The organism is Empedobacter sp. GD03739, from assembly GCF_029843245.1.
Taxonomy (GTDB): Bacteria; Bacteroidota; Bacteroidia; order Flavobacteriales; family Weeksellaceae; genus Empedobacter; species Empedobacter falsenii_B.
The window spans coordinates 20,635-47,316 of the sequence record NZ_JAOCHX010000006.1; the positions used below are offsets into that span (position 1 = coordinate 20,635).

Here is a 26,682-nt window from a genome sequence, read left to right on the forward strand (position 1 = left end):
TAACATTACCCACTTATTATCAAAATAAATGAGCACAGAAAAGTGTTGACTTCAATTTTATATCAATTGAAATCAATGTGTAGACGAAAAAAGAAATCGTCTCGTTAAGCAATATTTATTTTAGGAGGTTGCCAGATATCGGCATACAATTGGTTTTGAATTGTATTCTTTTTGAATTGTATTTTCTTGGAAGTATTTGGTTCAAAAACTTTAGGAGTTTTTAGTAATCGTGTAAATTTCATTGATGAAATTGTAATTTGACAACAATTACAAACGCACAAAGGACTACATTGATCTTTATGATCTGAATTATCTTTCTCACTATGCACCATAGAAACTTGCGTTCTATTAGTATTTGTGTCTTGACATGGCACAAATGATAGAACATTAACATATAATGCAATTATGAGAATTATAAATTTCATTGTTACAAATGTATAAACATTTTTTTGACTATAATAATTTTACGATGTTAAGATATATTGAAAATTAAGATTGAGAATTTCTAAGTCCTAAAGAATTATTTGAAATGTAGTTTCGTGTTGATACAAATATAAACTTAAAAGATTGTCGATTCTCGAAATCTCTTTATTCATTAAAAATAAACGAATCAATTTTTATAATATAATTAATAACTATTTAATTTACATTCTATATAAAATAAATTGATTGATTGATAAAACAATTTGATTTTTAATTGATAAGACAAATTGCTATATTTATGATATTTACAAAACAAAATAATAAACATAAAATAATCATTAATGGAAAATCAAGGAGGAGACATCTCAAAATGCCCATTTCACAATGGTAAAGTAGCGACAACACCTGTTGCTGGTGAAGGGACTCAAAATAAAGATTGGTGGCCTAATCAATTAAATGTTAGTATTCTTCGTCAACATTCGAACAAATCAAATCCAATGGGTGAAGATTTTAATTATGCAGAAGAATTTAAAAAATTAGATTTAGAAGCTGTAAAAGCAGATTTAAAAGCTTTGATGACGGATTCGCAAGATTGGTGGCCAGCAGATTTCGGTCATTACGGACCATTTTTTATTCGTATGGCTTGGCACAGTGCTGGAACTTATCGTGTACAAGATGGACGTGGAGGAGCAGGTGAAGGGCAACAACGTTTTGCGCCTCTTAATTCATGGCCAGATAACGTATCGTTGGATAAGGCTCGTCGCTTAATTTGGCCTATCAAACAAAAATATGGAAATAAAATTTCTTGGGCAGATTTAATCGTATTAACAGGAAATGTAGCATTAGAGTCGATGGGATTCAAAACGTTAGGTTTTGCTGGAGGTCGTGCTGATGTTTGGGAGCCAAATATGGATGTGTATTGGGGATCTGAAAAAATATGGTTAGAACCAAGTGGAGGAGAAAATAGTCGTTATTCTGGAGATCGTGATTTAGAGAATCCGTTGGCTGCTGTACAAATGGGATTGATTTATGTGAATCCTGAAGGACCAGATGGAAATCCTGATCCATTAGCTTCGGCTAGAGATATTCGTGATACGTTTGCGCGTATGGCGATGAATGACGAAGAAACTTTAGCATTGATAGCGGGTGGACATACATTTGGTAAAACGCATGGTGCTGCTTCGGCTGATCATGTTGGAGCTGATCCAGAATCGGCAGATTTAGAAATGCAAGGTTTGGGTTGGAAAAACTTGTACGGGACAGGAAATGCAGGTGATACCATTACATCTGGTCTTGAAGTAACGTGGACAAGTAAACCAACAGAATGGTCGAATTTATTCTTAAGTTATTTATTTGGTTTCGAATGGGAATTAACAAAATCTCCAGCTGGTGCTCATCAATGGGTAGCAAAAGATGTAGGCGAAATTATTCCACATGCACATGATTCTTCAAAAAAAATAAGACCAACGATGTTGACTTCTGATATTGCGTTACGTACAGATCCAGCATATGAAAAAATTGGACGTCGTTTCTTAGAACATCCACAAGAATTTGAAGATGCTTTCCGTAAAGCATGGTTCAAGTTGACGCACCGTGATATGGGACCAGTTTCTCGTTATTTGGGTGCAGATGTGCCAAAAGAAGTGTTTATTTGGCAAGATCCGATTCCGGCTGTTACGCATGAATTAATTGATGAGGCTGATATTGCTGATTTGAAAGCGAAAATTTTAACTTCAGGATTATCTGTTTCAGAATTAGTTTCTACAGCATGGGCATCTGCTTCGTCTTTCCGTGGATCTGACAAAAGAGGAGGTGCAAATGGGGCACGTATTCGTTTGCAACCAATGAAAAATTGGGAAGCGAACAATCCAATTCAATTGAATAAGGTTTTGACAACTTTAGAAAATATTCAACAAGAATTTAATTCAGTTAATTCTTCAAAACAAGTTTCGATTGCAGATCTAATTGTTTTAGGAGGAAATGCAGCGATTGAAAAAGCAGCAAAAGACGCAGGAAAAACAATTACTGTTCCGTTTACAGCTGGTCGCGGAGATGCAACTCAAGAACAAACCGAAGTAGAATCTGTAGCATATTTAGAACCACTTGCAGATGGTGTGAGAAATTACCGAAAAAATACAAGAAAATCTGTTTCGACAGAAGAATTGGTGATTGATAAAGCACAATTGTTGACCTTGACTGCACCAGAATTAACTGTTTTAGTTGGTGGAATGCGTGCAATGAATGCAAATTATGACGGTTCTAAACATGGTGTTTTTACAGATCGTCCAGGTGAATTGACAAATGATTTCTTTGTGAATTTATTGGATATGGGTACTGTTTGGAAAGCGACTGATGAAACGAAAGAAATCTACATGGGATCTGATCGTAAAACAGGAGCACCTAAATGGACAGGAACTCGTGCAGACTTAGTATTCGGATCAAATTCTGAATTGCGTGCCGTAGCAGAAGTTTATGCACAAGCAGATGCACAAGATAAATTTATCAACGATTTCGTTGCTGCTTGGAATAAAGTAATGAACGCAGATCGTTTTGATTTGAAATAAATATATGATTAAATAAAAAAAATGAGCGTCCATTGTGACGCTCATTTTTTTTATTTTTGCTTTACGCTTTGCTTAGAACGGATATCCAATGGCAATATTCAAAATTAAATTATCTTTTCGCCATGCTTTATCTCCGAAATCAATCTTATCAAATGTCCATCGATCATTTTTTTCATAATATGGGACACGAAGCGGTGTTGCTAAATCTAATCTTAATACTAAAATATTAAAATCTAGACGTAGTCCTAAACCAGCTCCAACTGCAATTTCATTCATAAACTCTTTTGAAAACTTAGCACCTGGACGTGTTTCATCTTCGTTAATTAACCAAATGTTTCCAGCATCAACAAACAAGGCGAGATTAAGAAAGCTGAATAATTTTTGTCTAAATTCTGCATTTACTTCTAATTTAATATCACCCGATTGATCATAAAAGAAATTTGCATTTTGGTTACGTGGATCATAACTTCCTGGTCCTAATGTTCGCGCTCTAAATGCGCGAATACTGTTGCTTCCTCCGACAAAGAATTGTTTCGAGTAGGGAACAAATTCTGAATTTCCGTACGGATAAGCGATGCCACCAATAAATCGTGTGGCAATTGATGATTTATCTGAAAATTTATGATAAAAACGGAAGTCGTGTTCCATTTTTGCGTATTGACTAAATGGAATTTTGAAAATCTTTTTTTCCTTGTCTTTTTTTACATTTGCACCTGTAATCAAACCAGTTAAATTTCCCGCTAAATCGACAGATCCACGGTAGTAAAATGTGCTTTTTCGTGGTAACATCGTGGTTGTATACGTGTATGAATATTGTGGTCCAAAGATTAATTGTTTGTCCACTACACGTTTTAAACTTGGGTTGATGATATTTCCAATTGAATCGTAAATCTTGCTATTGTATTCGTCTGTTACTTTTTCTGGAAAGACTAAAGTCGCACTAAAAATCTTTAAATTATATTCTTTTTGCGCATTCTCTTTCCAAACGTAACCAAATGACGTATTGAAATTATGTAAGGTATATAATTTTGATCTGTTTTGATATTCGTATCCAATTTCAATATTTGTTCTTGGTACAAATGCACTCGATGAATGAAATTTGAAAGGTGCTACAATTCTTGGAATCGAAAGTTGCGTATTAAAACCAGCTCTAAAAATGTTGTTGGCATCTTTTTGCCCTCCTAATTGCATATCAAAAGCACCATATAAAGCCATTTTAAGCTGTTCTGCTCCTTTAAATATATTTCGATGAGTCCAGTTCAAGTTTAATTCACCACCGCCGTAATTCGCCGAATTTGTTCGTCCTAAAACTTCTAATCTCAATGATTGGAATTCGCGTGGTGTTAAGGTATAATACACATCAAATTTATTATTAATAGAATCAGAGATCACGAAATCATTTTTCACAAATTTGAATACACCCAAATTAATTAATCGATTTAGGGTTAAATTATGATCTGCTCGGTTGTAAATATCTCCCGTTTTAAAATATAACGCACGGTCAAAAACTTTTGGTTTGAAACTGTTTTTAGAATCGACCATGTAAAATCCATTTTGCTCATATTTCGCTAAGGAGTCGTTGTTCATGGGCATATTGTAGATTCCTTTTCGAGCATCACGAATGTTATAATCAGGAAAAACAATTACTTTATCTATACTATACTGTTGTTTGGCTTGCTCTGGTGTCTTATCTTTTAATTTTACAAAAAGTTCAACATCTTGTTTATTTGTAACTGTACTATCCGCTTGTACAATAATGTTATCGGGATGAAAATAATAGAATCCATTTTCTTTTAGTCGCGCATCTATTCGTTCTCGTTCGGCTTTTATAACATCTAAATCAAAAGGCTGTTTATCTTTTAGTAAAGTGTTAGCTTGTGTTTTTTTAATTTCTTTGTTGACCGCTAAAGTGGTGTCTTTTGGGAAATTAATTTGGTTGATGTAATAACGTTTATGTGGTTTTAAAACATAATGTACTTCTGCTTTTTTGTTTTTACTTATTGTATCATCTTGTGCTTTGGCATTGAAAAATCCTTTGTTTTCTGAATAATTGACCAGAATTTTTTTATTGAATTCGATGTCTACATCTCCCAATAAAACAGGTTTTTCACCCACTTTATATTTTAACCAATATTTCAGTCCTTTTTGCTTTTTAGGTTCGCTGGTGATGTTGTAAATGTACAAACGCGGACGAAGTCCAAAAAAACTTGAATTAGGTTTTGGAATGATATTTTTTTCGAGATTATCTTTTAGTTCAGCTTTGTCGGCTTTGCTTAACGAGTCGCCTTCTATTGTTAATTTAGAGCCCGTGTAAAGCATTTCACCTTCTTTCAGAAAACGTGTATTGCTACAAGAAGAAATACCTAAAATAGAAATTGAACAAGTTATAAATTTGATATAGGTTAAAACTGATTTTTTCATGGTTTCACTTCTTGATTTTGTGTATTTCTATTTGCTCTGTTCGTTCTATTTTTTCTTCTTTTCTCGAAAATTTCTTTGAATTTATCGTAATCTAATGTGATGATAAATCCAACACCTGTTTCTACAATTTGTCCTTGTAATGCAACTTGGTATTCATCTTTTCGATAAGCTCTCAACATGTATCGACCATCACGAGATAAGCTATAATCAATTGTGATATCACCCGCAATATTAGTCATGTTTTCATTTTCTCGTGCATCACCATCTAATCCAAAATTACTTCCAACCGAAACTTTCAATCGGTCGTTTAACAAACGTTTGCTCACGGCAACATTCAGGTCTGTTCGTGTATTTTTAGATCCCGAAGAATAATCGTCTTGGGTATCTAATCCCAAATCGATATCAATTCCTTGGATTAAATCATCCGCCAAATTATTCAATTGTTGCGACAAAATATTACTTACACTTTGTAGCGCCATTGTTTCTGCAGAAACACTTGTTTTACTTTCGAATGGATTTTCGCCAATAAAACGATTCAATAATAACAAGGCAAATACTTGCTTGTTCATTTCGGCTTCATCATTTTTCAACTGATCCAATTTCGATTGTGTATTTTCTATCACCGCAGTTGCAATGGAAGGATTGTCTTTATCCATTGAAATATTGAATTTAATATCAGGTTTTAATAATTCACCTTTCAAAATTAACTCGGTATTGAACGGAATTCGTTGTTTGTACATGTTCATTTCAGAAGAAGAATAGCCCGAAATTTGTTGTTCGATTAAATCAATGGGAGCAACTTTTGTTTTGTATATCGCCGTAATGTCTAAATTGGCTGTAGTTGGCTCACCAGTCCATGTAATGGTACTTCCTTTTTGAATATCAAAACGACGTTTTAACAAGCTTACCGAAAGTTCGTACGCACCTTTTTCTACTTGATAAACGCCAACCAACGTCATTTTTCCTGAAGGATCCATTCCGCCTGTTAATTCTGCTTCACCTTGTATTTCAACAAAATCTCCGTTTGCTTTGTCGATGATAATAGATGTTTTAGCTTCTTTACTAATTTCAATATTGACACTTACATCTAACCCTTTTATTTTAGATTCGGCTATTAATTCATCTGTTTTAATCGTTTCTTGAAGCGCCACTTGATCTTGATCGATAAATTCGACAATTCCTTCGCGCTCTTGTAACGAAGGTGAGGATTGAGGTAAAACAAATGTAAAATTTGTGTCATCAGTTACGGTTAAACTTCCGTTTACTTTCGGTAAATCTAAGTCACCTTTTATCGTCAAGTTTGCATTAACAGCTAACTTTCCATACATAATCGCATCGTTCGATTTTTCTGAATTTACGACATTGAAATCTCGTCCATTTGCTGTTAAATTGAAGGCGAAGTCACGGTAAGTTTCCGTTAAAATTTCTCCTCTTATCGTTAATGAATTACCATCATTATCATTAATTTTGAATCGATTGAACTCAATTCCTTTGTTCGTGAAATCAATCGCGTCATCAATTTTTCTGAAATTACTTCCTGTTTCAGCAATCGTTAAACCTACTTGATTAAATTTCACCTGACCTAAAATGCTCGGTTTATCCATTGTTCCAACGATTTTTAGATTTCCAGAAATATAACCTTCTGTATCTTTGATTCGATTCATTGTAAATCCTTGCACTGATTTCATTTCTAATCGATTGATATCTAAAGCTAAATCAAACGCACTTTCTTTGGTATTATAATCTCCAAAAATCTTCATGTTGTTGCTGTTTCCATCTAAGGTAATATCAGCGTTAATCATGGTTGGAGAAGTGTTTTGTACTTTTGCTATAATATTTCCAATAGGATTTCCGAAAGCTTTTAAATCTGAAACGGTCAAATCAGCATTGAAGGTCATTTCTTTGTTTAAATCTCTAATTTGAGCTGTTCCATTGATTATTCCTTCGGCAGGTAAATCATCTTTTTTAATGATTTCTGCAATGGTTTCAATTTTGAAATCTTTGATGGTAATATTCAGCGGACTTGTTCCTTTTTCCGATTCAGATTGTAATAAAATTTGACTTCCATTGTTCATCAAACTGAAATTATTCGCCACAATTCCATCTTTTCTCAACTGAATTAAATTTCCTTCACCAACTTGCCATTGATCGTAGTTTAAGACCAATCCATTCGGATTAAGACTAATTTCCGCGATATCGTTTAGCGTTTTTAGATTTCCAGCCACCAAAAATTGCGTCGCATCTTTCACATCCTTTGTCGAAACGTTATAATTGATGACATTATTTGTAATATCACCATTCAAATCAATTTTTTGTAATTGAAAACTTTCGCTTTTTAACGCATCCACATTCAACGAATACAACAAGGCTTCATTTTGGTTGGATAGTTTTAAAATTCCGTTGTTAATTGTATTTGTTCCGTACGTTAAATTCGGAATTTTTCCATCTACATTAATCTGTTTTGAATCTGCATTATAAGTTGCATCAAATGTTATGGTTTCGAAGTTTTTCAAATCTGGAACAAATCTTCGAATCAACTCATCATCTTTAATTTTTGCATTCAAAGTAAAGAATTGATGAGGTTCTATTTTTTCGTCTTTATTTGGTTTCTGAAATTCATAATATTGGTTAATTGTTGAAGTTAATGAACCGAAAATTTGCGTCAATTTAAACTTTCCCTTCATATCCAAATCGGCCAATTGTGAAGTCAAACTAATTTGATTCGAATCAGCAGTTGAAGTCGCAATCAAGCTCACTTCTTGCATTGGAAAAACATCTTTTGTATTGGATAATGCAAAGTTTTTCAGGTATAAAGAACCATTTAAATAATCTGGGTTTAAATCAGCAAAATTGGCATCAATTTCTCCTGCAACAATCATTGGTTCATTGTAAAAACCAAGCTTTTGAACATCTAATTTGACAATATTTCCGTTCAATTTTACATCTGATAAATCCTTTTTGTACACACCAGAAGCAGTTAAATTAAGATTCGCATTTGGATCTTTTGAGAAAACATGCGCATCAAACGCACCACGATTCACTTTTGCGTCGAGCGCAATATTTTGATAAGTATATTTATTGTAATAAGCGGATGAAACGGTTCCCGAAAGTTTTGTAACCATTTTTTCTGGATTGAAACTTGTTCCAACAGCATTAATTTTTCCTGTTATTTTACCTAAATCCTTGTTGCTAACAAGTGTTCCAATATCCAAATTTTGTAGATCTGCTTTGACATTATATTTCTCAGCATCCTTTCTCAGCATGTTCACAATTGCATCAATTTTAGCATTTCCCAACGTAGAATTTATTGCCAATTGTGTATTGATAATTTCGGTTGTTCCTTTCGCTTTTCCTTTGACAGAAAGCTTTGAAGGAATTCTAATGTTATTTGGAATAGTATTTTTCGGAACTAAATTATAAATCGTTTTTGATGATGTCGAAAAGTTTTTGATGTTTAAATCATAAAATAAATTCTTCGGATTCATCGCATTTTTCACTCTTCCAGAAGCCGAAAGTTGCAAATCATCTAAACCAGAAACTTGTAAATTATTAATCAATAAATCGTTTACTTTTCCTTTTACATTGGTGTTAACACTTAGAATGGCGTTTGGATATTTATCGAAAGGCATTGTATTTCTAAGCGTTGGTGCAAGATTTAGAATATCTGCAAAACCAATTTTTGAGTTTTTGATATTCGCATTGACTAGAACATTTTCTGGATGAGAAGTTAACTCATTAATTGTATTGTAGTGCAAAATAACTTCGTCACGAAGAATAGTTCTTGGTGTTTGTAAATAAAGGTTTTTCAGATACGCTTGTGTATCTGCGTACAAGAAATTTGTTGTCAATTTCTGAATATTCAATCCTCTTGATTCCTTTATTTCTGCACTTTTTACTTGTCCAGCAAATGTGCTATTTTTCATTTCGAAATCGCGCAAATCAAGATTTAATTTAGAAAAATCCAAATGATTAAAATCCATTCCTTGTGCTGTTCGACGTTCTGCAGTATTGTTGTATTTTACTTTTACATTTTCAAATTTCGTTTCGTTCAAAACCAAATTCATTGGGGTTGAAGAAGTAGATGAAGTGGAAGTAGAATTGTTCGAAGAAAGGAATAAATTCGCTTCGATATCAGCGTCTTTCAACAAAATATTTTCGATGTCGAAAATTGAATTTTCAAGATCAAGTTTATTGATTTTCGTTTCGAATTCGTTTAAGTTAATTTTGGCAAAAGTCTTAGAGTTTTCATCACCATAATTGACTTTTATATCATTCAAATTAATTTTGTTTAATGCAATTTGAAGAGGGTTTTGCTTAGATTTTGGATCAATTTTATCAACATTATTTTCTTTGATTTTATTAACCATTTTTTGATCAAAATCAACCAACAAACCATTCACTAAAATATCATCAACCGCATAAGAATTTTGTTGTAAATCAAGTTTTTTAACACGCGTTTTGAAATCTTTGAATTTGACTTTAGCAAACATTCCAGAAATATCATCACCATAATCTACTTCAAAATTGGTTAAATTAATTCCGTTCAATTCAATTTTCATTGGCTTTTGATCATTCAAAGAATCTACTTTTTCTTCTACTTTTTTCGCAACTTCTTTTACAATATCTTGTTTCAATTTTAGTTTTAAACCATCCAAATTGAAATCGCCAATTCCATACGAATTTTGCTCTAAATCGAATTTTTTGACACGCGTATCAAATGAATTTAGATAAACTTTGATGTTATTTGCCGCTTGCTGATCATTGAAGGAAACATTAATATCATTCAGTTTTATTTTATCTAACGAAATGATAAATGGCTTTGAAGGACTTTCGTCTTTTTCGTCTGTTGCAAAAGCATTGATAATATAATTGAAATTGAATTTTCCATCTGGTTTACGAATAACATTCGCGTGAACACCATTTAAATCAATAGATTTTATATCGGCTTTACTTTTGGTCAATTGCCAAATATCTAAACCAACGTCAAATTTTTTGACCGATAAAAGTGTGTCGACATCTTGTCCTTGTAAAAAAAGATTTTCCATGACCAAACTGTTTGGAAAATCGATATAAATACGATCTAATTGAACTTTTGTATGTATTTTATTTTCGAGGTAATTAACTAATTTATTTTTTACAAAATTTTGTACAGCAGGAAACTGTAAACTAAAAATTGCAATGGTCAGCAATAAAATTATTGATAAAAGCGTAAGAGAGAAATATTTGAGTATTTTTTTTGTATTGAATTCCAATTGGTTAGATTTTATTCGTTTTAGTTGGATTCAAGATACAAATTTCCTACAAGGATAATACCAGAAATGTACTTTTTCATACATCGTTTTACCATTTTTGGAAACAATCACAACTCCATTAAAAGGAAATGAATGTTTTGAACGGATAATTTTTTCGAAGTCATGTTTTAATTTCGCGTTTTTTTGCGCAAAAATTGGTTGACAAATAAGGCAAATTAATCCTAAAGTCAAGATTTTTAGAAGAGTTTTCATTTTTGTGTTTTGGCTAATGTAAAAGTAAAATATTATCTGTTTTGAAATTGATAATATTTTAAAATTCTCTTAAAACTTTTTAATTTTCATTGGTAAAACCAATATTCTTTTATTAAATTTGAGTCAAACAATTGAAGCTATGAGAAGAATTTTTTTTGAAAAAGATAGCCACAAAGACTACTTATTTGTTATAATTGATCACGAAAGAGAATTGGATCAAATTTATAAAGTGGATAATTTTACTGACGAAACTGGACGTGAATATGTGTACACATTGATTGGAGAACGCAAAAAACTGAATGCAGATTTGTTGAAACCACATGTTGTTGCGCTAGAGAATGGAAGTTACACGAATTACAATGGAGAGGGAATTGTAACAGATTGTCACGCGTGTTTAGAAAGTATTGTGGATAATAGAGGATTGAATAGAGAACAAGAAATATTTGTTTATGTTCGAAATAAATAGAAATTAGAAGAGGCTTTGAAATTTTACTCAAAGCCTTTTTTTATGAGATTTCAACTTGATTGAAAATTAATTTTTGAACGACTTCATCCAAATGTTCTTTGTGTTTTGCGACATAATCATTGGCAACGTCCAATAATGTTTTAATGTTGCTGTTGGAAACATTTCCTAAATCCAATGCAGATTCTGGAATTTCAGGATTAAATCGATAATAATTTTGTTGATATTTTGGCTTCAATAAAGCGAACATGCTTCTCATTTCCTGATCGACCATATCAACGCCAGTCGAAATAAAAATGTCTACCAAAGGATCTACCCATTTCGATTTTGAAATTCCTGTTAAATGTTCGTGTTTATATGATTTTGCACGTGAACCATTTCCGAGAGAAATGATAATAAATTCTTGTAAAGGTGCTGTTCCATTATATTTTAATTCATCTTTGAAATATTTATTAAAATTTATTTTTTGCGTTTCGATAAAGCCAACAAAAGTTGGATTGTTTGCAAAAACACCACCATCAATGCAACTAAATTCTTGATCAGCGAATGATTTTATTTTTGCAGGTTCAAAATAAGTTGGCGCAGCTGATGAAGCACGGCAAATATCTTTTACATAGAAATTTCGGAAAGGAGAGATTCCATCAATCGAATTGAAAATTTTTGGTTTTTGATGCTCAGTATCATAAGAAACTATCGCGCAAGGACGAATCAAATCTTTTAACTCTGTATCTCCAAAAACGATTTTTAATTGCTCTTCCAATACAAGTGTTGGTAAATTATCTTTTAGCACACTCAACGGATTATTGAGAATTGTCCAAAATGTTTTTGAGAAGATATTTTTCCCTTCACCTAAATAAATATTCAGTGCATCTGTGATCGAGTGTTTTGCTCTTTTTGGATTTTCGGTAGAAGGAGATAATAACAAAGAAGCGATTAAAGCGCCAGTACTTGTACCTGCAATAAAATCGACATAATCGCCTATTTTGGCATTTTCGTCATGAATTTTCTTTAATTTATCTTCGATGTATTTTAAAATGACACAAGATATAATTCCTCTAATTCCGCCTCCATCCAAAGAAAGTAAGACAATTTTTTTCTCTTTAAATTCCATTTTTGATGTTCTATTGTTTAAAGTTAAACTTTTCCTTTTAAATATTCTTTATTTTTACACTTGATAATTTGTTTCAAAATGACCAAAAAACTTTTCCCAACATACGATATCTGTAATCTGAATACCGAAAAAAATAGCAATGAGTTGTTTTCCATCGATCATTTTAGAGGTTATGTTGATAGTAATCCTCATTTGCAGGAAGTTCACAGTCATAATTATTACCATTTGGTCTATTTTACAGAAGGTAGTGGTGAACATTTGATCGATTTTGAAAAGTTTGAGGCGAAATCTGGAACAATGTATTTTATGAAACCTGGACAAGTACACCAATGGTATTTTAAGGAAAAATATGATGGGTTTGTAGTGAATTTTTTCGATAATTTTTTTGATTGGATTGGAATTAATTCTTCCATTTTACAGAAATTTAGATTTTTACAATCTATTTTGGTGAAAGATCATGTGGTTGAAATTTCGCCAGATTTACAAGAAAAAATTGCAAGTTATTTTGAAGAAATGATAAATGAAAATCAAGAAAATAATCAATTCTCGAATTTAAAAATTGGTTTCCATTTGATGAATTTATTTATTGATATTGAACGAAGTTTGGAAGGCGTAAATATCAAAACAAGCGATTATCAATCGGTGTTGTTGGATAATTTTCAGACGCTTATCGAGCAAAATTTTAAGAACAAAAAACTACCAAAAGAATATGCCGAATTGTTGTACATCACGCCCAATCATTTGAATGCGCTTTGTAAAGATATTTTGGGTAATTCGGCAGGAGAGTTGATCAGAAGTCGTGTGGTATTAGAAGCAAAACGTTTGCTAGTTAATAAAGAAATTTCGGTGACTGAAATAGCTTATTTACTTAATTTTCAGGATGCATCTTATTTTGTGAAATTCTTTAAGAAATATACTGAATTTACGCCAGAACAATTTCGAAAACAATATTACGCTTAGATTAATTATTATTATATCGAATAGGAATATTAAAATAGATTTTTAAAGGATTTTCGTTAATTAATTAAAGCAGGTTTTATTTTGGATAATCTTTCTTCAACATCATGACTCAATTTCATGTTAAAACATTCTACGTAATTATCTGTTTTTTCTTCACATCCTGGATAAATTGCGAACTGAGTCACATTTTTTATTGTGTGTATTTTTTGTGAAAAAGTAAAAGTACAAATACAAATACAAAATACTAGTAGCTTTAGTAAGTTTCTCATAATAGGTGGTTTATGTTTTTGTTTGGTAAATATTTATAAATTAATGATTTATATCAATCTGTAAATATTACCATAAATACCATAAATAGTGCCAAGCTCTAACCTGATTGTAACGGTAAATTTGCATAGATATTAAGTAGAAGGTATATGAGTGATATAAAACAAGATTCAACGCAACTTGGTTTTGAAAAAGAGAATGAGCAATTCAGAACAGAAGTCGCAACAATGGATAAAAAAGGAACTCGAAAATGGGTGTATGCGAAGAAACCTTCTGGGAGATACACTAATTATCGAACAATTGTTTCCTCAGTTCTATTGCTTTTATTAGTTGGGTTACCCTTTATAAAATTACCAAATGGAAATCCTATTTTCAAATTTGATGTGTTCAATACGAATTTCATTCTTTTTGGTTATCCATTTTTTACAACAGATTTTTTCTTACTTGCTTTCGGGATGATTGTAAGTGTGGTTTTTATTATATTATTTACGACTGTTTATGGACGATTGTTTTGTGGATGGTTATGTCCGCAAACAATTTTTATGGAAAGTGTTTTTCGTAAAATTGAGTATTGGATAGAAGGTGATAGAAGCAAACAAATTCGTTTGGATAAACAAGATTGGAACGAAGAAAAAATTTTGAAAAGAGGAGGAAAGTGGACGATATTTTACATTATTTCGTTTTTCTTTTCGAATATATTTTTGGCATATATCATCGGAATGGATGAATTGATCAAAGTAATTACCGAAGGTCCATCAGAGCATGGAGGTTTATTATTGGGAACATTTATTTTTAGTATTTTTTTCTATTTTGTTTTCGCTTGGTTTCGTGAGCAGGTTTGTACGTTGGTATGTCCTTACGGAAGATTTCAAGGAGTTTTGATTGATAAAAAAACAATTCAAGTTTCGTATGATTTCAAAAGAGGTGAAAATACAAACGGACGCTCTAAATTTAGAAAAGGAGAAGATCGAATTGCTGTAGGAAAAGGTGATTGTATAGATTGTGGTCAATGTGTAGCGGTTTGTCCTACTGGAATTGATATTAGAAATGGTTCGCAATTAGAATGTGTAAACTGTACTGCATGTATGGATGCTTGTGATGATATTATGACGAAGATTAATCTTCCGACAGGATTGATTCGTTATGCTTCTGAAGAAAATATCGAACAAGGAAAATCATTTAAGATTACTGCAAGATTAATTGCTTTTACATTTGTATTGGTTGCAATGATAGGAGCAATGACGGTGTTTATGTTAAATAGAAGTGATGTCGAAGTGAAGTTTCTACAAGTTCCAGGAAAAGATTATGTCGTAGAAGGTGATTATATTATTAATACAATGCAATACAGTTTGATGAATAAAACCAACGAACCATATAAATTAGTTGTTCGTGTAAATGGTTTTAAAGGTGGAAAAACTGTTTTGTTAGTAGAACCAAATCAATATATACAAATAGATGAAGGAAAATTAAAGCAAGGTTTAATAGATATTAAAATTCCTAAAAGAGAACTGAAATCTTACAAAGTTCCAGTTATTTTAGAATTAAAAGATTTGAAGGGAAAAACCATCGATCATTATACGATTAGTTTTATGGCTCCTTTTTAGTTGAATTAAAAACGTCTTACATTTTGTAAGACGTTTTTTTTTTGAGTTTATTTTTTTGTCAACACTTCGTTTTCAAATGTCACACCTTTCCATCCGTTTTGCATAAATTGACGAATATTATTGTGATCAGTTCCTTCTGGCGAATCTAATACAGCTTGATAATGTTCTGCAAATAATTTTAAGGTATCATCTTCAGAGAAATTATTCAATTTTGCAAAAGCAAAAACCTTCGCACTTCCTTGATTTTGATCCACAGCATTTTCCTGATTTCCATTTACAAAAGCAGAAGCTGTATAAAGATAATTTTCTTCAATATGCGCAATAACATCAGCAAAATTAGCTTCGTTTTGGTTTAATTTTTCTAAAATCATTGTATCTTTTTGTCAAAAATAAGAACTTATTTTGAATACAATAAGTCATTAAGTATGTTAATTTTTTTATGCACTTAAATACTTAACGAATGTTTAACAACTTTCTGTTTATTAATTGATTAGATTTATAAGTATTAACCAAGTAAAAGTAAATTTTATGTTTGAAAGAAGGCAATTTAATTATGAAACGTCAAGTGTTGCGTTACGTAAACTTGCTGAAAAAGGATATCAAGAAGATTTTAATTTATTAGAAAGTGATTTGATTGATCATCCGCACGATTTTAGAATTATTTACATCTATCGTTATGAAGGGAATTCGAGCCCCGAAGATGAATCGAGTGTTTATGGAATCGAGAAAATTTCGACTGGAGAAAAAGGTGTTTTAGTTGCAGGTAATTTAGGATTTGTACAAACTAATTTAGCATCGATTTTAATTCAGTTAGAAATAGAAGGAAGAGGAGTTATTCTCAAAAACTAAATTTTAACTTATGAATCGACTACTAAATATTACCATTAAAAAATAAAAAAGCGTTACCAAGATTATTGATAACGCTTTTTTTATGTTTTCGAATAAATTTTAAATCTGTAAAAGAAGTTAATCGTTTTCTATTTTTAGTAATTGTCTATATTCAGAAAAACGATGCTCGCGAATAGGTCGTATAAAAGGTTCTGTTTTGAAAAATAAAACTAAACATGGAGAAATATTTTTATATTTTTCTACAAATTCAAACGAAATTAATTCACCATTCTTTATTCGTTGTTTTATTTTGTTGTGATAAGGATACATTTTCCTTTTTATAAAATAATATTATTTTGCTTTTCTACATAAAACCTTGAACGGAATAGAAAATGCACTATTATATTTTGATTTCAAACGACGAATATCTTTCGTAGCTGAAGCTCTTGTAAAATAATCTCCAACTAAAACGCGATAATCTGGTGAAAAATAAGCTGTTTGTGATGATAAGTCTGGATAGGAACGCGCAAATTCATTTCTTACCTTCTCTGCATCTTTTCTATCTTTCGAATAATAAATCTGAATTTTGAAACCATTCACTTGTGGTGTGCCTGCGCAAGGATCATTAGATTGTATAACTGGTTTTTTCTCTGTCGGTTTCTTTACAGTAGTGGTATAACTACAAACAGCGTCTTCTTTTGCTTTTAATACATTATTTATTCTACTATCAATTTCCATATTCAATGTACCATTGTTGATAATTTGAACGGTATCAATTTTATCTTGAGCAAAAACGCAAGAAGAAAAAGTAATAAGGAATAAAAAGATAAATTTTTTCATAAGATGAAATTAATTTGTGCAAATATACTTTTTACAATTAAGTTATTAAATTTTATAGACTTTTATTTTCTTACAACGAATATTGTTCCAATTTTTTTCAACTAACAAATATTTTATTGTCGTTTCGTAAAATTGATTGGCAGATTGTAATAAAAACAACAATGATTATTTTTTTAAATTATGTTAAATAGTAATTTTTCTTGTTCTAAATCTTTTCTATCAAATCAAATAGATAATATTTATACAGTGATATTTTTTAACAATTAATTTAGAAACGTTTTAAATTAAGCTCAATGACAAAGTTCAGTATGTAAACTTTATGATTTTATTAAGTATTGAAGCTATTTTTGCTGTTAGTTAAGTGTTCAAATAAAAACGAGTTAAAAGAAACAACGAACTGAGATTATTTAAGTAAATGAAGGCAAGATTTCTAAAAAGAATACGTTTATGGAGCTGCGCGATAATACTATCGACGTTCTCCCTAGCAAATGCCCAAGATGCAGGAAAAGGTTACGAATTATTCGAAGCCAACTGTACTGCATGTCACCAGATTGATGGTAAATTAATTGGGCCGGAATTACGTAATGTTGAGAAACGCGTACAAGAAGAAGCTGGACTTGGAAAAGAGTGGTTACACGCTTGGATTAAGGACAACAAAGCTTTGCGTGAATCAGGAGATGCGTATGCAAACAAAATTTATGCTGATTACAATAACACTGAAATGTTAGCTTTCCCTAACTTATCAGAAGGTGATATTGATAATATTCTAGCGTATACTGCCGATCCTGATGGTGGTAAAAAGGCTTTTGATGATGCAAAAGCTGCAAAAAAGAAAGAAGCTGCTGCTGCTAAAGCTGCTGCTGCCGGAAACGGAGGTGGAGCTAATTCAGGAGTAATTGCAGTAGGTTTTGTTGTTTTAGCGGTATTATTATTGTGGATCTTGGTTCGCGTTAATGCATTAGTTAAAGCGACAGCTACAGAGGAATTAAATGCAGAAACTGAAAGAGTAGCTTTTTCTTTTGCTGAATTCTTTCAGAAATACCAAAAAGTTGGTGGTGTGTTAATCGCAGTATTAGCATTCTTTGCATTGTACAACGTGTATTGGGGATTAATGGGAATTGGTGTTGATAAAGGTTATGAACCGGAACAACCAATTTATTTCTCTCACAAAGTTCACGCAGGTGTACAAGGTATCGACTGTCAGTACTGTCACAGTTCTGCTAAATACGGTAAAGTGTCTGGAATTCCTTCACCAAACGTATGTATGAACTGTCACAAAACAATCAAAGAATACAAAGGAGATTACTTCGAAGAAGAATTAATCACTTCTGGTAAATTCGCTGATGAGGAAGCAGTTAAGAATTTCTATACAGGAGAAATCCAAAAAATGTATAAAGCTATTGGATGGAATCCAGAAACGAACAAATACGATGGTCCACAAAAACCAATCGAATGGGTACGTATCCACAATATGCCAGATTTCGTATTCTTTAGCCACGCACAACACGTTGTAGCTGGAGAGAAAGCGATTAAGAAAGCGATTAAAGATGGAACTATTCCAAATGCTAAAGAATTGAACATTGGATCAGGAGACCAAGTTTGTTTTGCATGTCACGGACGTGTTGATGAAATGAACGAAGTGAAAATGGCGAATGATTTCACAATGGGATGGTGTATCGAGTGTCACAGAACTACTGAGGTAGATATGGACAACGAGTATAACAAAGAATATTACGCAGAACTACACGAAAAACTGAAAAAACAGTACGGTGACGCAACTAAGATTACAGTTGATGCTATCGGAGGTTTAGAGTGTGGTAAATGTCATTATTAATATAAAAAAGAGAGGAGTATAAATGGCTTCGAAGAAAAATTACTGGAAAAGTTTTGAGGAGTTAACTGACAATACATTAAATGAAAAGTTAACTACCAACGAATTTGCAGAAGAAATTCCTGTAGATAATTTCTTAGGGAATGATAACGCCATGGAGAATAGTCAAACTTCACGACGTGACTTTTTGAAGATTTTAGGGTTCAGTACAGCTGCTGTTACTTTAGCAGCCTGTGAAGCTCCAATCGTAAAATCTGTTCCTTATGTAGTGAAACCAGAAAACATTATGCCTGGTGTACCTACTTATTATGCATCTACAATTTTTGATGGATACGATTACGCGAACGTATTAGTACGTACAAGAGAAGGTCGTCCTATTAGAATTGATGCAAACAAAGGCGCAAAATATTATGGTTCTACAAATGCACGTGTTCAGGCATCTGTATTATCATTATACGATTCTGATAAAATAAAATCACCTTTAACAAACGCAGGTGAAAACTTCAAAGCAACATCTTGGAAAGAGCTTGATGCCCGTGTAACAAAAGCATTAGCATCAGTAGGAGGGAAAAAAGTAGTTATTTTAACTTCATCTTTACCTTCACCAACAACTAAAAAGTTGATTGCTGAGTTTGCAACAAAATATCCAACAACTCAACACGTTGTTTATGATGCAATTTCTTCTACGAATGCATTAGACGCAGCGCAAGAAGTTTATGGAAAAAGAGAATTGCCATTCTACGATCTTAAGAATGCTGAATTAGTTGTTTCTTTCAACGCAGATTTCTTAGGTGATTATAATGGTGGTGGAATGGAAGGTGATTATGGTATTGCTCGTAAACCAGGAGCAAAAATGATGCGTCACATCCAAGTAGAATCTGTTTTATCTTTAACAGGAGCAAATGCTGATACACGTTATCCATTAAAACCAACTGATACTGAAAAAGTATTGGCTGAAGTTTATAATAAATTAGCAGGTGGTTCAGCTTCATCTAAAGAAGCATTAGCTATTGCTGCTGAATTAACAGCAAAAGGTTCTAAAGCGGTTGTTATGGCTGATGGTTCGAAAGAAGCATACGCAATTGCATACGCAATTAACCAATTGTTAGGATCAGCTGCAGTTTCTGATAAAGCTGTTTTATTAAAAGAGTCTAACGACGCTGTATTTAATCAATTTGTTGCAGAAGCTAAAGCTGGACAAGTTGGAGTTTTATTAAACTTCCAAACAAATCCAATTTACAATGCTAAAAATGCAAAAGAAATTGAAGCAGCTTTCAAAAACATTGGACTTAAAGTTGGTTTAGTTGAAAAATTAGACGAAACTGCATCAGTAATGGACGTTATTGCTCCAGTTACTCACGGTTTAGAGTCTTGGAATGATTTCAACCCATTAACAGGTGTTTATTCATTACAACAACCAACAATTCCACGTGTATTTGATTCTCGTCAATTCCAAGATTCATTAATCGCATGGATGACAGGAGTAACTAAAGTAACAGAAGTAGAAGATCCAAATGATCCAATTATGGTGATGGCGGTTTCTGCAACTAGACAAAAAGTTTCTCCATATTACTTATATGTAAAACAAAACTGGGAATCAGCTATTTTACCAAAATTAGGTGTAGATTTCAACAAAGCATTATACAATGGTTATAATGAAGCGACTGAAACTTCTACATTTACTGCTAACACTGGTGTTGCTGCAGCTGCTGCTACAAAATTAGCTGCTGGTAAAGCGACAGAATGGGAGATTCAATTCTATTCTAAAGCTGGTTTAGGAGATGGTACACAAGCAAACAATCCTTGGTTACAAGAATTACCAGATCCAATTACACGTAACTCTTGGGATAACTATTTAACAGTTAATCCAAATGATGCGGAAAAATTAGGAATCAAAATTCAAGATAACTACAACGTTACAAACGGAAGAATGCAATTTGACGGTGAGTATGTAAACTTAACTGTTAATGGAGTAGTTTTAGAAAATGTTCCAGTATTCATCCAACCAGGTCAAGCAATCGGAACTGTAGGTTTAGCTTTCGGTTACGGTCGTACAAAAGCTGGTAAAGTTGCAAATAATGTAGGGGTTAACGCTTTCGCATTATACACTGGTAATGTAGGTGCATCTAACGTTAAGATCGAAAAATCTTCTCGTTCAGATAAACACGAATTTGCTAACATGCAACAACAACCAACATTGATGGGACGTTACGAAATCGCAAGAGAAGTTTCTTTAGCAGATTTCATCAACACAGATCGTCAAGAATGGAATCCAGTTGCGAAGATGCCAACATGGAGAGGAGATTCTCCAGTAGGTGAAGTAGATTTATGGGCTAGTTTTGATCGTTCTACAGGGCCTCACTTCAATTTAACAATTGATATGAACTCTTGTACAGGATGTGGAGCGTGTGTAATTGCTTGTCAAGCAGAAAACAACGTGCCAACTGTTGGTAAAGAGCAAATGCGTATGTCGAGAGATATGTATTGGTTAAGAATTGACCGTTACTACTCTGATGTAACTTATAACGATCCTAATGGACGTTTAACTCAGAAAGTAGCGTTAGAATTAGATCCAGATAACGAGCCACAACAATATACACGTTTAATTAAGCCAGAGGCTGAAAATCCAGATGTGATTTTCCAACCATTAATGTGTCAACACTGTAACCACGCTCCTTGTGAGACTGTGTGTCCAGTAGGTGCAACATCTCATGGTCGTCAAGGTCAAAACATGATGGCTTATAACCGTTGTGTTGGTACTCGTTATTGTGCAAATAACTGTCCTTATAAAGTACGTCGTTTCAACTGGTTTAACTGGGCGAACAATGATAAATACGACTTCCACATGAACAATGATTTAGGTCGTATGGTACTTAACCCAGATGTTGTTGTACGTACACGAGGAGTAATTGAGAAATGTTCATTCTGTATCCAACAAACTCAAGCTGCAATCTTAAAAGCTAAGAAAGAGAACAGAGTAGTTAAAGACGAAGAGTTTATGGCTGCTGCTGCTTGTGCTGCTGCTTGTGGAACAGGTGCGATGAAATTTGGTGATATCAATGATGATAAATCTGAAGTAAGAGCAGCATCGAAAGATAAACGTTCTTATGTTTTATTAGAAGAAATTGGTACAAAACCAAACGTTATCTATCAAGTAAAAGTTAGAAACAGAAAAGAACAAGCTTAATTAAATTAGTAAAGAATTAATAAGGTAAACAAATATGTCACATTACGAATCACAGGTAAGAGAACCCCTTATTTTAGGACATAAAACCTACCACGATATCACAGTAGACATTGCTCGTCCAATTGAGACGCCAGCAAGTAAATTGTGGTGGACATGTTTCAGTATAGCAATGGTTGCATTCATCTTTGGTGTTGGAGCAATTGCTTATACAGTAGGAACTGGTATTGGTGTATGGGGATTGAATAGAACGATTAACTGGGGTTGGGATATCACCAACTTCGTATGGTGGGTAGGTATCGGTCACGCTGGTACGTTAATCTCAGCCGTTTTATTATTATTCCGTCAAAAATGGAGAATGTCGGTTAACCGTTCTGCGGAAGCCATGACAATCTTCGCCGTTGTACAGGCAGCGTTATTCCCTGTAATTCACATGGGTCGTCCATGGTTAATGTACTGGGTATTCCCAATTCCTAACCAATTTGGATCTTTATGGCCTAACTTTAACTCACCATTATTATGGGACGTATTCGCGATTTCTACGTATTTCTCTGTATCAACAGTTTTCTGGTTGATGGGATTAATTCCTGACTTCGCTATGGTACGTGACCGTGCAACAAAACCATTCGCTAAGAAAATCTACGGAATCTTATCATTCGGATGGGGTGGTGGAGCAAAACACTGGCAACGTTTCGAAGAGTTATCTTTGGTATTAGCTGGTTTATGTACACCGTTAGTATTCTCGGTACACACGATTGTATCTTTTGACTTCGCAACGTCGGTAATCAAAGGATGGCACTCAACAGTATATCCTCCATATTTCGTTGCTGGAGCTATTTTCTCTGGTTTCGCGATGGTACAAACATTATTAAGTGTAATGCGTAAAGTTTTACACTACGAAGATTATATCACACGTAAACACATCGAGTACATGAACATTGTAATCGTTGTAACAGGTGGTATGGTTGCAGTAGCATACTTAACAGAGTTATGGATCGCTTGGTATTCAGGATCTCGTTACGAAGACTTTACATACTTCTCTCCAGGAGCAGCAACAGGACCTTATTGGTGGGCATTCTGGGCGTTAATTATCTGTAACGTTTTAGTACCAGGATTATTATGGATTCGTCCAATCAGAAGAAACTTCTTCTGGACATTCGTTATCTCTATCGTAGTTAACATCGGTATGTGGTTCGAGCGTTTTGATATTATCGTTATCAACTTATCTCGTGACTATTTACCATCGAGCTGGACAATGTTTATGCCTTCATGGGTAGACGTAGGTATCTTCTTAGGTACTATGGGATTCTTTTCTGTGTTATACTTATTGTACGCACGTACATTCCCAGTTATTTCACAATCTGAATTAAAAACTATTTTGAAATCATCAGGCGAAAGCTATAAAAAACATCATACTGAAGATGAGCATCACGAACACTAAAATCGTTTATGGTCTTTACGGAGACGATGATGATTTATTAAAAGCAGTAAAATCTATTCGTAAACAAGGTATTACGATAGATGAAGTATATACACCTTTCCCTGTACACGGTTTAGATAAAGCCTTAGGATTAAAGAAAACTCGTATTTCTGACCTTGCTTTCTTCTACGGTGCATTTGGTACAACGTTAGCATCTTTGATGACATGGTTTATTATGAACCATGACTGGGCTCAAGATATTGGAGGGAAACCATCTTTTTCTTGGGGTGAGAATATGCCAGCTTTCGTTCCTATTATGTTCGAGTTGACAGTATTCTGTGCAGCGCACTTTATGTCATTAACATACTTAGTGCGTAACAAAATGTACCCAGGTGCTAAAGCTAAAAACCCAGATCCACGTACAACAGATGATAAATTCTTAATCGAAATCAGAACAGCTGATGTTGAGAAAATCAAAAATGTATTTGTAGAAACTGGTGCTGAAGAAGTAACTGTAAAAGGTGATGTAGTCGTAGAACCAAGTGTTAACAATTTAGTACAAGAAGCATAATGAAAAAGATAGCATTACTTATAGGATTAGGAAGTATTATTATCACTTCTTGTTCTGATAAAAAACGTCACGCAAGTATCGTATATATGCCAGATATGTATTATCCTACGGCATATGATCCTTATGAAAAGGCAACTTTTGGTTACCCTCATGACGAAGAAAACTCTGAAGTTCCTGTATTAAGTAAAAATCATAATATGTCTGCATTAGAATCTGTAGAAGGTGCTGTTGCAAGAACAGATGGTGATATTTTACCATGGACTTTCAAAAACAATAACGCTGGTTATGCACAAGCAAAAGCAGTAACTGTTTCTCCTTTGAATGCGGCTAACAAAGCTGCAGACTTAGAAAGAGGTAAGTTATTGTTTGGACAAAATTGTGCAGTTTGTCACGGTGAAGCTGGTGATGGACAAGGTTCAATTGTAAAATCTAAAGCTTATTCAGGTGTTCCTAATTATAGCGAAAGAGATGTTACAGTAGGTTCTGTTTATCATGTAATTATGTACGGAAAAAATGCGATGGGTTCTTACGCATCTCAATTGACTCCTGCAGACCGTTGGAGAGTTGCTGAATATGTAATGAGTTTGAAAGGTGCTACGACAGCTCCCGCTGCTCCTGCTGGAGACGCTACTGCTGAAGCAAAACCTGCAACAGAAACTGAAACAGCAACTAATAAATAATAAAATAAGTTAATTATTATGCAATATACATTTTCCCCAAGATTAAAAAATGCATCACTTATCTTAGCTGTTATAGGTATTGTACTTTACGGGATAGGATTTTTCTTACATCAACAAGATGTTGCTAATTCAACTGAATATATTAACGGTTTGATTGAAGCTCACCCAACTCAATTTTTTGGTGACTACATTTCAGATTCTTATGCATCTATGAACACAGATCATGCTGGACACATGGAGCATTTGACAAATTTATTGAAAAACAGACCTTGGGCTGCTTTCTATGTACCAGCTTATTTATCGTTTGGTATTGCGGCATCTGCTTTGTTTTTCTTATGTATTCAATTCGTAGCTAACGCTGGTTGGTCTATGGTAGTATCTCGTGTTATGGAGGCTATCGCGTCATTTTTACCAGTTGGTTCTGTACTTGTAGCTATCATCGTTTTAGGATCTTATTTTCATATGAATCACTTATTCCACTGGATGGATGCTGATTTAATAAATCCTGATAGCGAGAAGTATGATATCTACATGGCAAACAAAGCTCAACTTTGGTTAAGCCCTAACTTCTGGTTAATACGTTGTGTTATTTACTTAGTAGTATTATCTTTAATGTTACCAGTAATTAAAAACGCAACACGCAAATTAGATGAGACAAACGGAGACTTAAAAGTGTACGCTCAATTGTACAAAAAATCAGTAATTTACTTAGTGATTTTCGCAATTTGTTCTGCAGCATTTGCTTGGGATTTCGTGATGTCTTTAGATCCACACTGGTTCTCTTCATTATTTATGTGGTACGGAATGGTTTCATACTTAGTTTCTGCGGTTTCTATTATGGCAATTATTTCTATCTACTTAAAAAGAAAGAACGCTTTACCATTATTTAATGATAACCACTTACATGATTTAACAAAATACATGTTCGGTTTCTCATTATTATGGTCTTACTTATGGTTCTGTCAATTCATGTTACAATGGTACGCAAACATTCCTGAGGAAGCTCAATACTTCCAACAACGTATGGCGCAATACCCATTATATTTCTGGATGTTGATCATTAACTTAGTAGCCCCATTCTTGATTTTAATTTCATCAAGCATGAAACGTCGTTACCAAATCGTTTTCGCGATGGGATTTGTTATCATTTTTGGACACTACTGGGATTTCTACAACCAAATTATGCCAGCAGCTGTTGGACCATTCCACAACTTTGGTTTAATGGAAATTGGAGCATTAGTTGGAATCGGTGGATTATTTACATTCGTAGTTATGAATGCAGTTTCTAAATTAAACTTAGAAGCAAAAGGTCACCCTTACTTCCACGAATCAAAAATTTATGAATATCCTTTCTAATTAGAAAGATGTTATAAAATCTAAAAAGCTCGATGCATTTGCATCGAGCTTTTTTATTTGATTAATAATTGTAATATTCTTATTCTTGAATTGTTCTACGTTTTATTTCCAAATCAACCAAGAAATGATCGACATCGTCATCTGTTGATAAATTTCCAACCACGTAAACACCTTTATCTCCGTTTTGATTATTGATTATACCATAAACAGAAGATTCGTCATCAGGATCAGACATTCCTTCGTAACGATAAATACACACGATATCAAAGATTTCAGGAGCTTGTTTTAATTGATCTTTTTCGATATTATAGTCAATCGTAAAACCATTTTCTTTTAGTTCGTCTAAGGCTTCGTTTGTTGTTTTGTAGCGGTATTGGATTTTTTCTTTCATAATTTTAATAGTTTAATTATTGATTCTCAAATACTATTCCAATCAGTATATTCATTAAAATATAGTAAAGTATTTTTTGGTAAGGTTATTGTATTATCCCAAAGTGAATATAATGAATATGATTATGAAACTAATAGTATTAAAAAAAATTAACTTGATTGCGTTTTTTGCCCTCGCTGCTTTATTTTTGGTATCGTGTGATGGTTCTCAACTATATATGGATTAGAGCATCAGCATAAACACAAAAAGAAGTATAAGAAATAT

The 26,682-nt window shown here is 33.1% G+C and carries 19 protein-coding genes; 11 read left to right on the plus strand and 8 right to left on the minus strand.

Annotation, left to right across the window (positions count from 1 at the left end):
- Positions 1-104: 104 nt before the first annotated feature.
- Positions 105-425 (minus strand): DUF6660 family protein, encoded by a 321-nt coding sequence (locus N5E64_RS15770; protein WP_280061562.1) that lies wholly within the window; start codon positions 423-425, stop codon positions 105-107.
- A gap of 339 nt (positions 426-764) precedes the next feature.
- On the opposite strand from N5E64_RS15770, the gene katG reads away from it, so the two are divergent.
- Positions 765-2,987: a catalase/peroxidase HPI gene (gene katG, locus N5E64_RS03350; protein ID WP_280035705.1), complete on the plus strand. Its 2,223-nt coding sequence runs from the start codon at positions 765-767 to the stop codon at positions 2,985-2,987.
- A gap of 72 nt (positions 2,988-3,059) precedes the next feature.
- Here the strand turns inward: katG and N5E64_RS03355 are convergent, their stop codons facing one another.
- The 3 genes from N5E64_RS03355 to N5E64_RS03365 form a co-directional block, all read right to left on the minus strand.
- Positions 3,060-5,408, minus strand: coding sequence for a BamA/TamA family outer membrane protein (locus N5E64_RS03355; RefSeq protein ID WP_280035707.1), 2,349 nt, complete (start codon positions 5,406-5,408; stop codon positions 3,060-3,062).
- Positions 5,405-10,453: a translocation/assembly module TamB gene (locus N5E64_RS03360; protein ID WP_280035709.1), complete on the minus strand. Its 5,049-nt coding sequence runs from the start codon at positions 10,451-10,453 to the stop codon at positions 5,405-5,407. Before N5E64_RS03360 ends, N5E64_RS03355 begins: the two co-directional genes overlap by 4 nt.
- Before the next feature lie 237 nt (positions 10,454-10,690).
- A complete protein-coding gene (locus tag N5E64_RS03365) occupies positions 10,691-10,912 on the minus strand; it encodes a hypothetical protein (RefSeq protein ID WP_038336897.1) in 222 nt (73 codons plus the stop codon).
- A 139-nt stretch (positions 10,913-11,051) separates the two neighbouring features.
- On the opposite strand from N5E64_RS03365, the gene N5E64_RS03370 reads away from it, so the two are divergent.
- Positions 11,052-11,378: a hypothetical protein gene (locus N5E64_RS03370; protein WP_125349744.1), complete on the plus strand. Its 327-nt coding sequence runs from the start codon at positions 11,052-11,054 to the stop codon at positions 11,376-11,378.
- A gap of 40 nt (positions 11,379-11,418) precedes the next feature.
- Here N5E64_RS03370 and N5E64_RS03375 read toward each other — a convergent pair whose 3' ends face one another.
- Positions 11,419-12,486 (minus strand): patatin-like phospholipase family protein, encoded by a 1,068-nt coding sequence (locus tag N5E64_RS03375; RefSeq protein ID WP_280035713.1) that lies wholly within the window; start codon positions 12,484-12,486, stop codon positions 11,419-11,421.
- A 78-nt stretch (positions 12,487-12,564) separates the two neighbouring features.
- Between N5E64_RS03375 and N5E64_RS03380 the strand changes: the two genes are divergently transcribed.
- Both N5E64_RS03380 and ccoG read left to right on the plus strand, forming a co-directional pair.
- Positions 12,565-13,446, plus strand: coding sequence for an AraC family transcriptional regulator (locus tag N5E64_RS03380; protein ID WP_280035715.1), 882 nt, complete (start codon positions 12,565-12,567; stop codon positions 13,444-13,446).
- Positions 13,447-13,862: 416 nt separating this feature from the next.
- Positions 13,863-15,317, plus strand: a complete 1,455-nt coding sequence (gene ccoG, locus N5E64_RS03385; RefSeq protein ID WP_038336906.1) for a cytochrome c oxidase accessory protein CcoG — start codon at positions 13,863-13,865, stop codon at positions 15,315-15,317.
- A gap of 47 nt (positions 15,318-15,364) precedes the next feature.
- Here the strand turns inward: ccoG and N5E64_RS03390 are convergent, their stop codons facing one another.
- Complete coding sequence (locus N5E64_RS03390) at positions 15,365-15,688, minus strand: HopJ type III effector protein (protein ID WP_038336908.1); 324 nt, start codon at positions 15,686-15,688, stop codon at positions 15,365-15,367.
- 157 nt (positions 15,689-15,845) lie between these two features.
- Between N5E64_RS03390 and N5E64_RS03395 the strand changes: the two genes are divergently transcribed.
- On the plus strand, positions 15,846-16,166 hold the full coding sequence (locus N5E64_RS03395; protein WP_038336909.1) for a hypothetical protein: 321 nt from the start codon (positions 15,846-15,848) through the stop codon (positions 16,164-16,166).
- A 330-nt stretch (positions 16,167-16,496) separates the two neighbouring features.
- Here N5E64_RS03395 and N5E64_RS03400 read toward each other — a convergent pair whose 3' ends face one another.
- Complete coding sequence (locus tag N5E64_RS03400) at positions 16,497-16,985, minus strand: SPOR domain-containing protein (RefSeq protein WP_038336913.1); 489 nt, start codon at positions 16,983-16,985, stop codon at positions 16,497-16,499.
- A 415-nt stretch (positions 16,986-17,400) separates the two neighbouring features.
- Between N5E64_RS03400 and N5E64_RS03405 the strand changes: the two genes are divergently transcribed.
- Genes N5E64_RS03405 through N5E64_RS03430 form a run of 6 tightly spaced genes read left to right on the plus strand, consistent with a single transcriptional unit; the run spans position 17,401 to position 26,027 of the window.
- Positions 17,401-18,819, plus strand: coding sequence for a c-type cytochrome (locus N5E64_RS03405; RefSeq protein WP_280035723.1), 1,419 nt, complete (start codon positions 17,401-17,403; stop codon positions 18,817-18,819).
- 22 nt (positions 18,820-18,841) lie between these two features.
- Positions 18,842-22,003 (plus strand): TAT-variant-translocated molybdopterin oxidoreductase, encoded by a 3,162-nt coding sequence (locus N5E64_RS03410; protein WP_114999473.1) that lies wholly within the window; start codon positions 18,842-18,844, stop codon positions 22,001-22,003.
- Between the two features lie 34 nt (positions 22,004-22,037).
- A complete protein-coding gene (nrfD, locus tag N5E64_RS03415; RefSeq protein WP_038336919.1) occupies positions 22,038-23,441 on the plus strand; it encodes an NrfD/PsrC family molybdoenzyme membrane anchor subunit in 1,404 nt (467 codons plus the stop codon).
- Positions 23,422-23,991: a DUF3341 domain-containing protein gene (locus N5E64_RS03420; protein WP_221627898.1), complete on the plus strand. Its 570-nt coding sequence runs from the start codon at positions 23,422-23,424 to the stop codon at positions 23,989-23,991. The genes nrfD and N5E64_RS03420 overlap by 20 nt, the downstream gene beginning before the upstream one ends.
- Entirely contained in the window at positions 23,991-24,671 is a 681-nt protein-coding gene (locus N5E64_RS03425) for a cytochrome c (protein ID WP_038336922.1), read from the plus strand. Before N5E64_RS03420 ends, N5E64_RS03425 begins: the two co-directional genes overlap by 1 nt.
- Before the next feature lie 18 nt (positions 24,672-24,689).
- Positions 24,690-26,027 carry a hypothetical protein gene (locus tag N5E64_RS03430; protein WP_125349738.1) on the plus strand — a complete coding sequence of 446 codons (1,338 nt, stop codon included), beginning with the start codon at positions 24,690-24,692 and terminating at the stop codon, positions 26,025-26,027.
- 79 nt (positions 26,028-26,106) lie between these two features.
- On the opposite strand, the gene N5E64_RS03435 is transcribed toward N5E64_RS03430, so the two are convergent.
- Complete coding sequence (locus N5E64_RS03435) at positions 26,107-26,418, minus strand: hypothetical protein (protein ID WP_180906125.1); 312 nt, start codon at positions 26,416-26,418, stop codon at positions 26,107-26,109.
- Between the last annotated feature and the right edge of the window lie 264 nt (positions 26,419-26,682).